Origin of the sequence: Paenibacillus sp. VTT E-133280, assembly GCF_002264385.1 — a bacterium.
Lineage (GTDB): Bacteria > Bacillota > Bacilli > Paenibacillales > Paenibacillaceae > Paenibacillus_AQ > Paenibacillus_AQ nitricinens.
In genome coordinates, this window is the sequence record NZ_NFUX01000022.1 from 67,985 (window position 1) to 80,825 (window position 12,841).

A 12,841-nucleotide genomic window follows, 5' to 3' on the forward strand; every position below is an offset into this window, starting at 1 on the left:
CGATGAAGCCGGCTCGTGAAATGTTTGAATTGCATCCTTTAGAAATTATCTATTTGACTGCATTGATAGGAGGAACTAGTTTTCCAGGTCTGGAAATCGATCTCAAAGACGAGTCGGAGCGTAATTTACGCTCCTTAATGGATGCTCAGATGAGGTCGCTTGAAGTGAAGGGATATTTAGAGGTTGATTTTGCGGGGCTCGCCAAAGTGAATGAAGTGCTTCATAGAGGTATCGCTGTTGCATCCAGCTGCAAATCTTATTTTTGCCAGCTTATGCATACGAATCGACAGACTTGCAAGGTCTTCTATTTTGTTCAGGATGAAGTTTGGTTTGAACTTGAGCATCAGCCGGAAAGTAACACTTATAAGCTTCAGGAGATTTATGCATTACATGAGCTGATGTATCAGGTCATTGAGAGAATCCCTTTAGTGTGGGAATTGAGCGATAAAGATAAATTACAAAAAGCGATAAATAAAGAAGTGGATTTTGAAACGTGGGTGGGAAAGTCTCTTCAAGCAGGTGCATTCATAACTTCCTTGGCAGAAATCCAATGCATTACCGAGGAGGCACAGGTGATTCGCGAACTGAACCTGTTGATTCATGAAGATCAAATGTGGCTGCTGCGTGGGGTGGAAGAAGACGCCAGTCAAACCACACAATCCTTGTCTACAGTAGTAAATGAATTATGTAATTGGCTGCAAGAAGCTTAACAAATCTGGGGGATCAGACTATGTCAACTGCACTGACTACTTTTGTATTTAAAGGTGAAAGAGAGAAGTATTTGGATTTGGAAGTCTCTCTTTCTATTTCTACAGGGCAATGTATCGAGCTACTTAAGCAAGCCAACTGGCTTCCGGATCACTGGGAATTTAAATGTGAAGCCAGCCGTACGGGCGAAGAATGGATGGAGTTGGGGCCGCATGCTGTTCTCGCAGAGATTATACAAGGGGACGGAGCCATAGTTCGTATTTTGCCCTATTGAGCTGGGAGATCGTAAAGGAGGATTCCTATGAAAAGCGTACACTTAGTCTGCTCACCTGAACTTATAATGCTGCTATCCAGGTCGCTGGAGCATGAGGGTTATGTAATTTCCGGTAAACATTCTACATTACATAGTTTTATAAGTGGTTTCAGTAGTAAGGAAGTCGATCCTTCATCCATTGTAATTATGGAGGGCGGCGCGGGTCTGGGCACACCGGTCAAGGCTGCGGATATTATCAGTTTCATGACACTGATCCGCAAATATCTTAAACATACTCGGCTGATCGTTCAGTTAGACCCGGCGCTGCAAACGGATATTGAATTTATACGGACCCTGGTAAATATGAACATACATGATCTTCAGTTCACTACGGAATTCCAGGGCGATGATCTTCTGAATTGGATCAAAGAGAAAAAAACTACAAGGGATTATTATCATATCCTGGGTAAAAAGAAAGGCCTTTTTTCTTCGTTTAAAGGCTCATCATCAAGAGTAGCTTTTGACGCGGCAGTGGAAGAGGCACCGTCTGCTCCTCCGAGACCGGTGGAGTCGCTTACCCGTCCACAGCCAGTGGCGGCCGGTTCCAGAACTGTAGCAGATGCCGCCAACAGGAGACCATCCGTTGCTCCTCGCTCTTCAGCAGGATCAACTCCGTCTAGACCGGGGCCTCCGGCCAGAAAGGAGACCCCGTCATTAACCGAAGCGGAAACGCTGGAGAGTCTGGAACAATCTATTCCGGTAGAAGAAAAATCTACGCCAGCAGTTAGTGCGAGAATTCTGGGCAGTAATGTACCACTTGTCATCGGAGTTTGTGGTGTCGGAGGGGAAGAAGACGTAGGTGCAGCGGCGTTTCTACTGGCCGCGGGTCTGGCAGAACTGGGCTGGAAGCCCCTGGTATGCGGAGATGACAGGCCCGAAATCAGTTCGCTTGAACAGATTGTTTTTAAGGGTGAGAAAGAAGATTCGGTTTCTACCATGTTCGAATATGAAGGAGTCACTTTCTATCGCAGAGGGTATTCGTGGGATATTTCGGAGCTTTTGGCCAGTGATTTCACGCATATCATTCTATGGGTGGATATCCATCGGGAGCGGAAGGGCACCAGCGGACTCGAGCTGTGGTGGAACTCGCAAATTCCTATTTTGGTAGGCAACGGGGCTATGTGGAAGTATGAACTGCTGAAAGAGAAGCTGAACACCCTTAATCCTTATGAGCGCAAGCGGTGCAGGCTACTGCTGGAAAATGGACATCAGGAAGTATTACAAATGTTGAAAAAGGATTTTGCAGAAATTCAAACGACTCTGATGCCTGCACATCAAGATCCTTTGTATCCAGATAAAGCGGCTGTTGAATGGGTAATGAAGCTGCTGACCGTTCAGAAAAAGCTCTTTCGCAAGCAAACGCTGCTCTGGGGAATTGTTGGGACGGTTTTGTTTGTGACCTTGTTATTAATAGGCATAGGATTTTCATTTGTTCCGGAGAGCCGGTAATTATCAATCAGGAGGCTGGGTATGAATTCAGGTATGGTAAGGGGCATTGCTTTTGATTGCCATCGACTTCTCTCCCCTGCCCAGGAGTGCAGCGATAAGATGAGAGCAGCAATCACAGGAGTGTCTGGTTATTGGGTAGATTTGGGTGGGGAAGAGTTTAAGCAGCATTGTGAGGAATGGATAAAGAAAATGAACGAATTTAAAGCCGCCATAGCCCAAATTGAATCAAATATGATGAAATATGCAGATAAATTACAGGTGGAGGAAGAGAGAGCAGAGGCAGCCAGAATTAAGGAAGCTGAAAGACAAGCCACCGAACGGGCAGCAGCGGCAGCGGCGGCCGCAAAATCGAAAGGGAAAATCAAATAGGGATGGAAATGAGGTCTTGAAGTGGCAATACGTAAGCGGAAAAAAATACTGAGATATACGATCCTATCAGGTTGTCTTGTTGCCGTTGCCACATCCGGGGTATGGTTTGCAACTTATCGCCATTATAACGCTAAGCTGATCGACGAGCGGGCAGCTTACGAAGAACAGCTGAATGATAAAGATGAAGTCTTGCAGCGCTATATGGATCAATCCCAGACAGCGTATGTTCTGATATCTCCAAAGCTAGCTGGAGAGGTGATTACCGCTGAGGATGTAATGGAAGAGAAGCTACCCAAATTCTCCTCACCGGATAATCTGATCAGTGAGTCTAAAGCGATTGTAGGCAAGTACTTGAAGATTGATGCATTGTCAGGCACAGCGGTAACTACTGAAATGGTACGTGATGAAGCGAGATTGGAGCCATCAGAACGAAAAGAAGAGACTGAATATATTAAACTGCCGCTTCGGTTAACGAAAAAAGATGTCGTAGATATTCGGATCGTTTTCCCGAATGGCGAGGATTACATAGTCGTAGGAAAGAAGTCGCTGAAGGACGTAGATTTAGCGAATCAATATACATTTTTTAATGACAATGAAGAAGAAGCACAGCTCCTGCAAGCTGCCCTGGTAGATGCATACATAAATAACGCAGAACTGTATATGAAACAGTACGTAGAACCGGAGCTTCAGCCTGAACCTGTAGTTAATTATGTCCCTAATCTGGATGTACTTGGAGTAATTAAGGATAATCCTTTCATTATAGATCAGGCCAAGTGGAGTCTTGCTGCCAATCTTCGTAAGGAACTGGAGAAACGGCTCGAAGTTATGGAGGATGAAGATAGAATTCGTGTGGGAGCACAGGCACCAAGCGGCAGTGGTGTGATCCAGAGAAAGGCTGTGCAGGGAGCGGCGGCAGCAGAGGAGGCTGCGAAAGTTGATGACAGCCAATCCGTGAACGGAGTGATAGATCGGACCAATCAAGCGCCGATCGATTCAAGTGCAGACCAGAGTTCAACGGGTGTGACGAATAAAGAAGCAGCCACAGATGACAGTCTGCTGGAAGGAGAGTGACCGATTTGCACATTGTTGTCGCAGGGGATTGCGAGAAGCACGATTTCATACTGGCAGCGGCTATTCTGTTGAAAAGTTATTTCAACAACGATGTCATGATTATTTCGGATAACAGCAGGAATTATCAGTATTTTGAAGGCGAAGTGTCTGGTATAAAGATTGCTGATTCAAGCGTAGCTGACAAACCGGATATCGTTCTGTATGACTGGCATCATGGGTATCCTGAGGGTCTTGAGGAGGAGATTATTGTCTTCGCAACCACCTATGAACGTCAGGCTATGGAGAACGTAGATATGTTGCTGGATCAGAAACGGATTCCTACTGTACTGCTTATCATAGAAGAAGAATGCGGACTTGGACTGAAGTATGTGGATAAATATTATCCAGTGATTACTTCAAAAATCAGTTACATCAGTAGTCCGGAGCGAAGAATTGATTGGGTCCATGATGGAAGGGTGGATCTTAAGGTAGATAAGGATTTTGCTGAAGCTGTAAATGACTTTTTGATTGAAATTTGCGATGTTCCAAAGCAAGACATCAAGAAGCTATGGCAGTATGCAAGGAAACGGGGGTAGGTAATTGTGCTAGTGGCTTTCTGGGGACCTGCTCAAGGGCAGGGGAGAACAACTTCGAATATGGCAGCTGTTGCGGCTACCATAGCGCTAGATCATCATATCCGCGTGTTAATGACACATACACATTTGGAGCAAGGGGTGCTTGAGCATTTATTCTCACAGACAAGAACAACGCTTCAGTCTGCACAGACAACCGGCGGAATGGATGCGATTGAGAGATTAGTGCAGTGTGGAATGCTGACACCTGAAGGAATTAGAGATCATGCGGAGTCCATTCTTAAGGATCGGTTGGAACTGCTTAGGGGATCTATGAGTACTGAGAAACATGAGACAAAGCTCTTGCTTCCGCATATCTACAAGGATTATCGCAGGTTTTATGATTTGTTATTTGTGGACCTTTCCTCTGAAGATGATCCGGATGTTGTGTCTCTGGTTATGGAGCAGGCAGATTTGATTGTGGTTAACCTAAATCAGAATCAGGTCAGTCTGGATTCCTATTTTTTGAATAAAAACAAAGCTCCTGTGCCGAGTCATAAGCCAGTCCTCTATTGTATTGGGGCTTATGAGCGCAGCTCCAGGTTCAATAAAGAGAGAATTATTAAGCTGTATGAATTGAAGAAAAAAGCAGTAGGTGTTATCCCACATCATATTGGTTATATGGATGCTCAAAATGAACGGCGTTTTGTTCAGTTTCTATTGAAGGCAAGAGAAGCTAAATCCCGTTTTCTGGAGTTTAGTGAGGACGGAAGCTTCACTGAGGCGGTACGACATATGGGACAGCTTATTCTCCGGATGCTGGAGATTTCTCCAGTATCGGAATTGGATGTTGCGAATGATTAATCTGATTCTGATCTTTGTAGTCCTGATAGCTATTGGAGTGTTCCTCTACTTATGGCTGGGCAGACGTAAGGATGCTGCTCCACCTTCCGTCCAACTGAAATATGATATGAATGAAATCGTGCTATTTCTGAGAAGGGCTTTTGAGGAGATTATAGCTGCGTCTCTTTATGAAGGAAGCCCAAGTGAGGAAGAATACAACCGTCGGAAGGCGCGGCGAAGGGAATTGCAGAAAGCGCTCCGAAGTTGCATGCACGGCGATCTATCCGCTAAGAAATACGTGAAGCTTTATATGAAGGATCTATTGGTTCAGACCTACGGTCTGGATGAAGGAAATGTAGATAAGATTATCAGCTTCGGCCATACGAATCGATTGACTTCACAGGATTGCTTCGATATCTTGCTTTATGTTTTCAAAAAAGATCATGGTCAGAATGCATTTAATGTAATAGTAAGCAAATATAGCCTGGATACACTGCAAAAGCTGCCTGATGGATCTAAGGGGTATAAGATCACCGAAGAGCAGATTCGCCATATCTATCAGTCCGAGCAGCCGAGATTGTCCATCCAGGACAAGATTGAAATTATTGTCCAGAGAGCTTATCAAATTTATAAGGGGCTCGGCGTTATTGATGAGCTTCGAGATCAGAACATCGACGGAGTCAATGGAGGAACAAGTGGCATGCCTCCTGATGTCGTTCAGACTACAGATTTTCTGGAATATACGAAGCAGCAGCATTTCATACCACAATCCTATGATGCGGTGTGGACGTTCTATCGCGGAAAGTCGCTTCACCTGGAATTCTTAAGTTTTGGTTCTGAGAAGGAGCTTAAGCGGGTTTGCCAAAATATCTATGGGTTTGGTAACCCTGGACAATTAAATGAATCCAAGGGTTATATCATCAACGATATGGCTGATGGCAGCCGGGTCGTGGTTGTGCGGCCCAAAATGGCTGAAAGCTGGGCTTTTTTTGTCCGCAAATTTAACGATTCGCTCGTGGAATTGGATCAGCAGATTCAAGATCAAGGGGCACAGCTTGCGATTGATATGCTTGTTTTTCTCATCCTGGGCCATCAGGTCACTGCTATCACTGGCAGACAGGGCTCGGGGAAAACAACGCTGCTTAAGGCACTGATCAAATATATTGATGCGAAGAATATCCGGATTCAGGAGACTTCCTTCGAGATCTGGGCAAGAAAAATGTATCCGGGTAAAAATATTTTATCGTTTAGAGAAACCCCCTCCGTTAGTGGGCAGGATGGGCTGGATGTGCAGAAAAAAACGGATGGCGCTGTGAATATTGTTGGTGAGGCGGCTACTCATAGTGTGGTCAGTTATGTGATTCAGGCAGCCCAGGTAGCTTCTGAATATACATTATTTACACACCACGGCAAAACACTGCCCAATTTGGTCAGCGCTTTGCGCAATAGTCTTATCGCATCGGGAGCCTTCAGTAATGAGAAAATTGCTGAGGTTCAGGTTGTTGAGGCGCTTGGCTTCAACGTCCATCTGGTCCTGCGTGCTGGGAAAAGATATATCGAACGGATTACAGAGATTATCCCGGCAGATCCACAGTTCGAATATCCTCAGAACTACAAGGATCCTGAGAATATTACGGACAAGCTGGATGCTTTTATGGATACCATGACCGAATATTTTGGCCGGATGACAGATCGGCGTTCCTATGACTATAAGGATGTCATTATGTGGGAAGCCGGAGAATACGTGACCAAGCATCCGATCAGCAGCCGTAAAATCGATGAAATGCGCAAAAATATGGATGAAGAGGATGCACTAGAATTCGCTGCATTTCTTGAGAAGTATTGGGGGCAATCCGCATGAATCTGCAAAACCTATTGTTGATTATTTTGGGAACCTCGGGAGTGCTACTGGTTGTCCTGCTTGTGCTGCTTAACATAGTGCAGCGTAAATTGAAGGGAACACAATATCAAGAGCAAAGGCGACTAAAGGCTCTCCTGCCAACGAGAACAAAGGAAAAAAGATGGTTGGAGCAGGCCCATAAAACTTATCCGGTACTTGATGAACTGCCATTAGTGAAGAAACTTCTTCACCGGATGCGCTCGCGTCTGACCTTGGTTCATGCAGGCAATGAAATCATGATCAGAAGTCGCGCGGCTGCGCTGACGCTAATGATTGTTGCTTGTATTCTGATCATTTCGTTGAGTTCATTCCTCTGGACTTCATCCTGGGTAAGCCGTGCGACTATTATGCTAGTCTCAGTTTATCTTGGAGGTGTCCTTAGTGATCTCTTCATTGGGCGTTTAGTAAAGCAGATGTTATATGACCAATCGTCCATGATTCTGGATATTCGCCATGAATATCATCAGACACATATGGTGCAAGTCAGCTTGGAGAATTCTGCGGAACGTTCGAAACCAATGGTAGCCGTGCATGCCCGGCAGATTGCCGGGATTCTGGCAGCGGTGGACCCGGAAGATGAACTGCAGAAATATTATGAGATTGCACCTAACCGTTATATGAAGCAACTGGCTGGGGTGAGTTACAAAATAGGTGAATATGGTGATGCGGATATCCATAAAGGGGAGCGTTCGATTTATCTATCGATGCTTGGCAATATCAGAGAAGAGATTCATATGGATATTAATCGCCGTGAACGAATCGATCGTTTGTTATACGGTATCGTTTTTGTAGCCATTTCACCGGTATTCATGCTGGATCCAATCCGCAATTGGGCGGAGGGAATGTTTCCTATTGTATCTAATTACTACAATTCGGCCTGGGGGTTATATTCTTTAATCTTACTGTATATCACGTTCATAATATCGTTTATTGCCTTGCGGATTCTCAAGGGTGTGGATGAAGACACGCAATCTATCAAAGATGAGGGTAAGTGGTTAAATCGGATCCTGAAGAAAAAATGGATTTTCAAACTGGTGGATCGGATCACACCGGCAGAACATGAGCCTCTTCATTTCAAGGTAGCCGGCAAACTGAAGGATGCTAACTCTGGGTTGTCGCAACATGCCTTCTTTTTGCAGAAAACACTAGCGGCAGTCGTTATCTTTACGTTGATCGTATCGCTTCAATTCTCGATCCATGCCAATATCAAGCATAACATCCTGTACCCCAATAAGCAGATCACCACAGGCGGCAATCAGACAGAATCTCAGAAGATGCTTAGCGAGGAACGGTACGCTTTTGAGCAGACTTTAATTGGAGAACTGGTAGCGAAGGATATTACACCGGATCAGATGTTGCCCTACATTCAGGAGAAAGCGGAGAATAAGTCTTTCCTTCAGAACAATCTGAACCAGAATGCCTATGCTGCACAGTTAATGAACAGGGTAGAGCAATATCATGAGGAGTATTACAAATGGTATGAGCTTTTGCTGGCTTTTGGGCTGGCGTTGGCAGGGTTTTATCTTCCGGATGCTTACTTAATCATTCGTACTCAGCTGCGAAAGTGGGAAATGCAGAATGAGGTGGATGGCTTCAATACACTTTCCATGATGCTGTCTCAATTTCCGAATATCAGCGTGTACGAAATGATAGAGTGGCTGCATCGTTACAGCTATATTTTTGAGCGGCAGCTGCTGCGCTGCATGCTGGATTATGAGGCTGGAGGCTGGAGCGCCATTGAGAATCTGAAGGAGGACGCACGTTTCATTCCCCTCGAACGGCTCGCAGACCGCTTGCAGGTGGCAGCCGATCTGATCCCGGTGAAGAAGGCGTTTGATGATATGGATGCGGAGAGGGCATTCGCGATGGATCAGCGCAAGGAGCACTATGAGAAGGTCATCAGCAGGAAAAGTACACTGGGTAAAATGTTTGGGTTCTTGCCGATGCAGGCAACGTTCACCTTATATTTACTGCTTCCCTTCGTCTATATGGCCTTCCAGCAGCTGGGTGACCTGACTGTTGTAACTGGCAAAATGTGAAGGAGATACAGGCATGGAGAATATAGCAAGCTTTTTGAAAACAACGATATCGATTCTGATTACGCTGGCCATTATATCATCCGGTCTGTTCTTGTGGGGGAAGACACAGCCCGTTGTCGAATTGGCGAATAGCCAGGCGGCGGCACAGGCCAGGGAGCTTTCGGAGCAGCAATATTCCGCATTTGACAATCAGATCGTCAGCGGCTCCCAGATTCTTACGGCTTATCGGAGGTACGAATCGCAGCAGGGCTTCTGCTTATACATTGAAAAACCATATGCGAATGGTCAGAATGAGGCAGAAAGAAGATTTAGCATGAATCCAAACGGAGAAGATTATTGCCGTGCGTTTGATTATTCCAGTGGGAGTTTCAAAGAGGGACCTGATACTAGAGGTGTAGATGTAGAAGAACTCTCGGAGGCTTCAGGAAGATATTATATTAGTCCGCAAGCCAGATTTAAGGCTAAGCTGATAAAAGATAAAAATGAGCGGATTGCAGCTATTTATTTCGTTGCGGAGTAGATGCGTAAAGAGCAAAAAAATAAAACTAGCTTCAAATAAGGTGAGGAGGAAACATCATGGAGAATATCTCGACCGGACTTAAATGGGTTATCGGCATTATTGTTACCATTCTTATTATTGCCGCAGGCGTAAGTATATATCTGGTTATCAACAACTACTTCATCCGCGCACAGGAACAGACTCTGGCCCAAACCCAAATGATTAATCAAGCGGAGTTCAACAGCTATGATAACAAGGATGTATCCGGCCAGGATGTGATTAATGCGGCAATGCGGTATAAGGGACGTCCGCAGTTCGCGATTTTGATTAAAACAGGGGAAAATACGACTGGGTTCTATGCGGAGAATACTTATAAATCTAGTTACGAAGAACCTAAAGATACGTCTAATCCGGTAGTTGATTTATCTAAGAATAACAAATATACAAAGGGTGTCAGTGTTTCGACAATGCTTGATCAAACAAATACAGATTCATATAACAGAGATAATTATTTGGTGAATACACTCTCTGTCTTTAAAGCGGTTGTTTATAAGGACAGCAATGAGGAAGTTCGTTTAATTGTTTTTAAACAGAAATAAAAACGATATCGAAAAGGGTGGGTATAGATGGAGAATATTTCTACGGGACTTAAATGGGTGATTGGCATTATTGTCACAATTCTGATTATTGCCGCAGGTGTCAGTATATATCTTGTCATTAATAATTATTTTATTCGTGCCCAGGAGCAGACATTGGCCCAGACTCAGATGATCAATCAAGCGGAGTTCAATTCTTATGATAATAAGGATGTATCTGGCCAGGATGTGATTAATGCGGCAATGAGATATAAGGGGCGTCCGCAATTTTCCATTCTGATAAAGACTGGCGTAAATAAAACAGGTTTTTATGCGAAAAACACATATAAAACTTATTATGCGCCAGCGAAAGCGGCCAGTGGTGAAGACCCGGCATCAGAGCTTGATCTTGGAGACAAGAACAGTGGTGCCGATAACTTTAGTGTATCAGCAATGCTTGACCAGAGCTCAGACCAAGATAACAGTAAAAACTGTAATGTCAATACGCTTTCTATTTTTAGAGCTACCTTACATAAGGACAAAAATGATGAGGTTCGAATTATTGAATTTAATCAGAACCCGGATCATAAATGAAAAATAGCACCCAATTCCTACTAACCCTCTTTGCTTGGATCTTGTTCGCCGTAGGCGGATTTACGTTTTTGCGGCTGGAGATGGAGAGTGCTGTTCCAAACAGGCACTATGAGCTGCCGACAGTTGCATCGGCACCTTACAAAGGGACAGGTGATTTGAACAAAATTAGCGGTGAGCAGGTCATCGGTATGATCCCTCCAGCACTGGAGGGGGAATATATTTTATATATCGATGGCATTGCAATTAATGAGGAATCGGACCTTACAGCAGTGGATTTGCGTGGAGTGCCTGATGCTGCTTATCAGTTAAGAGTCACGCGAACCGATGAGATGATTACGGAAATCTCCGCCACCCGCTAGAAAGGAGGAGCCGCATGGCAGACGCGCTGAAAGGTGTAATTATAATTATTTTGCTGGCATTTGTGTTCGGAGTCTATCCGGCATTCCGTCAATCCGAAGTTGTAGAAAGGAATACTAAGCTCGCCGCCAATGCGGCTGTGGTGGAATTTGTGGATACCGTTCGTGCTAAAGGGTACGTGGATACTTCCGATTATGAGCTGTTTCTTCATTCGTTGGATGCTTCATATGGTGTTTTCAAAGTGCAAATGGAGTATTACAAAAAGAATTTACAGCCCTTATATACGAATCCTGATGATTATTCTACATTCCAGAACAGCTTTAGTGTCCGATATGACGGATATTTCAGCAAGGATATTTTGGAAATCTTATATCCGCATTCAGGACCTTTACTGGCTGCAGATGATCCAGCTAGAAGGTTTACCATGCATGTAGGCGATCTGTTCAATGTCCGGCTGGAATCTGAAGGGACGACACTTGCCTCACGGATGCGATCGCTCTTGTTTCATAGTGAAATGATTCCGGTCAATTTGAAGTATGGGGGGATGGTACGAAGTGAAGCCCCTTAGTGTTGTGCTTGTTTTTCTAATTCTGGTCATTCCTCTTGTTCTTATGGGCGACACTCGAGAAGATCTTCAGGTCTTCAATCAGGACATGTATAAACGCTATTCGGATGATTTTCAAGCCGCAGTGGATGATGCTGGCGATTATCTGTCACGACTGGAACAGCAGCCTACTACCACAGCAGTGCACTATGGGCGGGAACGCCAGCTGCAACTGGATCAGGATGTGCTAAGTGTTTTTTACAGTAATTTAGCTTTGAAATTTGGGCTGGAGAACAACCAGACTGAAATGAACAATTTAAAAATGCATATACCCGCACTGGTGATGTTTGGATATAGCGGCTATACGTTGGTTACTCTGGACGACACGGCTAGTGATAGCGGGAAGGACGAACTTATGCCTGTGAGTTGGCCTGAGCGTCCCTATTACTACAAGCTTCAGAACGGCAATTTGCTTTATTTCACTTTGGATGACAATGCGCGGGTGTATGATACTAGCACTAATGAATTCTATGAGGGGGAGTATACAACCCTAGCGGCTGAGACCAATCTTAATCCTCTGACCTCTATAGAACTATTTCACGAAATCCGGCAGAGTACGATCACATCACTCGTTGAAAAAGACTTGGCAACAGCCATTAACAGACATTTGGAGCTGGTGAAACGAATGGGCTTGTCGATTCAGTTCACCCTTCCCCGTGGCTTGCAGGAGCAATCCATACAGGATGTAGGGATCATGGCTTTTATTCAAGGTTATCCGCTTCCTGGTGGAGAACTGCTGGATGCATATTCCTTAGGTAGTGGGGCAGTAATGCGACGAAAGGTTCTGATAGGTACCCGGAATTCAGCTGGGCGACATATTGCTTACGGAGAAAGCTGTGTACCCTCGGGGGTTACTGTTATAGAAAGTCTGTTCGATCCAGAGGAGGCCGCGCGAAAAGGATATTTTATTGAGGATTGTGCGGTTAGGTAAATCTAGATCTATAAATACATATTAGCGACGGAAGGAAG

15 protein-coding genes are annotated in these 12,841 nt (G+C 44.7%); all 15 read left to right on the forward strand.

Translation table 11 applies throughout. The features are described from left to right. Nucleotides 1-2: 2 nt before the first annotated feature. From CA600_RS12095 to CA600_RS12165, 15 genes are read left to right on the forward strand one after another with little or no spacing between them, the layout of a single operon-like run. Nucleotides 3-710, forward strand: coding sequence for a hypothetical protein (locus tag CA600_RS12095; protein ID WP_094870398.1), 708 nt, complete (start codon nucleotides 3-5; stop codon nucleotides 708-710). A gap of 20 nt (nucleotides 711-730) precedes the next feature. Beyond that, on the forward strand, nucleotides 731-982 hold the full coding sequence (locus tag CA600_RS12100) for a hypothetical protein (RefSeq protein ID WP_094870399.1): 252 nt from the start codon (nucleotides 731-733) through the stop codon (nucleotides 980-982). 27 nt (nucleotides 983-1,009) lie between these two features. Further along, nucleotides 1,010-2,470: a hypothetical protein gene (locus tag CA600_RS12105; RefSeq protein WP_094870400.1), complete on the forward strand. Its 1,461-nt coding sequence runs from the start codon at nucleotides 1,010-1,012 to the stop codon at nucleotides 2,468-2,470. A 21-nt stretch (nucleotides 2,471-2,491) separates the two neighbouring features. Beyond that, the gene (locus CA600_RS12110) at nucleotides 2,492-2,839 is read left to right on the forward strand and encodes a hypothetical protein (RefSeq protein WP_094870401.1); all 348 of its coding nucleotides are present in this window, start codon (nucleotides 2,492-2,494) and stop codon (nucleotides 2,837-2,839) included. Between the two features lie 21 nt (nucleotides 2,840-2,860). Beyond that, on the forward strand, nucleotides 2,861-3,910 hold the full coding sequence (locus tag CA600_RS12115; protein WP_076208263.1) for an SAF domain-containing protein: 1,050 nt from the start codon (nucleotides 2,861-2,863) through the stop codon (nucleotides 3,908-3,910). Between the two features lie 5 nt (nucleotides 3,911-3,915). Then, complete coding sequence (locus tag CA600_RS12120; RefSeq protein WP_094870402.1) at nucleotides 3,916-4,485, forward strand: hypothetical protein; 570 nt, start codon at nucleotides 3,916-3,918, stop codon at nucleotides 4,483-4,485. 6 nt (nucleotides 4,486-4,491) lie between these two features. Further along, complete coding sequence (locus tag CA600_RS12125) at nucleotides 4,492-5,325, forward strand: hypothetical protein (RefSeq protein ID WP_094870403.1); 834 nt, start codon at nucleotides 4,492-4,494, stop codon at nucleotides 5,323-5,325. Then, complete coding sequence (locus tag CA600_RS12130; protein ID WP_094870404.1) at nucleotides 5,318-7,165, forward strand: ATPase, T2SS/T4P/T4SS family; 1,848 nt, start codon at nucleotides 5,318-5,320, stop codon at nucleotides 7,163-7,165. The genes CA600_RS12125 and CA600_RS12130 overlap by 8 nt, the downstream gene beginning before the upstream one ends. Continuing rightward, nucleotides 7,162-9,243 carry a hypothetical protein gene (locus tag CA600_RS12135; protein WP_094870405.1) on the forward strand — a complete coding sequence of 694 codons (2,082 nt, stop codon included), beginning with the start codon at nucleotides 7,162-7,164 and terminating at the stop codon, nucleotides 9,241-9,243. The genes CA600_RS12130 and CA600_RS12135 overlap by 4 nt, the downstream gene beginning before the upstream one ends. Nucleotides 9,244-9,256: 13 nt before the next feature. Next, a complete protein-coding gene (locus CA600_RS12140) occupies nucleotides 9,257-9,763 on the forward strand; it encodes a hypothetical protein (RefSeq protein WP_094870406.1) in 507 nt (168 codons plus the stop codon). 56 nt (nucleotides 9,764-9,819) lie between these two features. Beyond that, a complete protein-coding gene (locus CA600_RS12145) occupies nucleotides 9,820-10,341 on the forward strand; it encodes a hypothetical protein (protein ID WP_094870407.1) in 522 nt (173 codons plus the stop codon). Nucleotides 10,342-10,368: 27 nt separating this feature from the next. Continuing rightward, nucleotides 10,369-10,911 (forward strand): hypothetical protein, encoded by a 543-nt coding sequence (locus tag CA600_RS12150; RefSeq protein ID WP_094870408.1) that lies wholly within the window; start codon nucleotides 10,369-10,371, stop codon nucleotides 10,909-10,911. Then, nucleotides 10,908-11,270, forward strand: coding sequence for a hypothetical protein (locus CA600_RS12155; protein ID WP_143812135.1), 363 nt, complete (start codon nucleotides 10,908-10,910; stop codon nucleotides 11,268-11,270). Before CA600_RS12150 ends, CA600_RS12155 begins: the two co-directional genes overlap by 4 nt. 14 nt (nucleotides 11,271-11,284) lie before the next feature. Continuing rightward, nucleotides 11,285-11,836: a hypothetical protein gene (locus CA600_RS12160; RefSeq protein ID WP_094870410.1), complete on the forward strand. Its 552-nt coding sequence runs from the start codon at nucleotides 11,285-11,287 to the stop codon at nucleotides 11,834-11,836. Further along, nucleotides 11,823-12,803 (forward strand): hypothetical protein, encoded by a 981-nt coding sequence (locus tag CA600_RS12165; RefSeq protein WP_094870411.1) that lies wholly within the window; start codon nucleotides 11,823-11,825, stop codon nucleotides 12,801-12,803. Before CA600_RS12160 ends, CA600_RS12165 begins: the two co-directional genes overlap by 14 nt. Nucleotides 12,804-12,841: the final 38 nt, after the last annotated feature.

Coding starts and splice junctions, on each gene's coding strand:
- CA600_RS12095 (WP_094870398.1), top strand. CDS start 3: ATGAAGCCGGCTCGTGAAATGTTTGAATTGCATCCTTTAGAAATTATC.
- CA600_RS12100 (WP_094870399.1), top strand. CDS start 731: ATGTCAACTGCACTGACTACTTTTGTATTTAAAGGTGAAAGAGAGAAG.
- CA600_RS12105 (WP_094870400.1), top strand. CDS start 1,010: ATGAAAAGCGTACACTTAGTCTGCTCACCTGAACTTATAATGCTGCTA.
- CA600_RS12110 (WP_094870401.1), top strand. CDS start 2,492: ATGAATTCAGGTATGGTAAGGGGCATTGCTTTTGATTGCCATCGACTT.
- CA600_RS12130 (WP_094870404.1), top strand. CDS start 5,318: ATGATTAATCTGATTCTGATCTTTGTAGTCCTGATAGCTATTGGAGTG.
- CA600_RS12135 (WP_094870405.1), top strand. CDS start 7,162: ATGAATCTGCAAAACCTATTGTTGATTATTTTGGGAACCTCGGGAGTG.
- CA600_RS12140 (WP_094870406.1), top strand. CDS start 9,257: ATGGAGAATATAGCAAGCTTTTTGAAAACAACGATATCGATTCTGATT.
- CA600_RS12145 (WP_094870407.1), top strand. CDS start 9,820: ATGGAGAATATCTCGACCGGACTTAAATGGGTTATCGGCATTATTGTT.
- CA600_RS12150 (WP_094870408.1), top strand. CDS start 10,369: ATGGAGAATATTTCTACGGGACTTAAATGGGTGATTGGCATTATTGTC.
- CA600_RS12155 (WP_143812135.1), top strand. CDS start 10,908: ATGAAAAATAGCACCCAATTCCTACTAACCCTCTTTGCTTGGATCTTG.
- CA600_RS12160 (WP_094870410.1), top strand. CDS start 11,285: ATGGCAGACGCGCTGAAAGGTGTAATTATAATTATTTTGCTGGCATTT.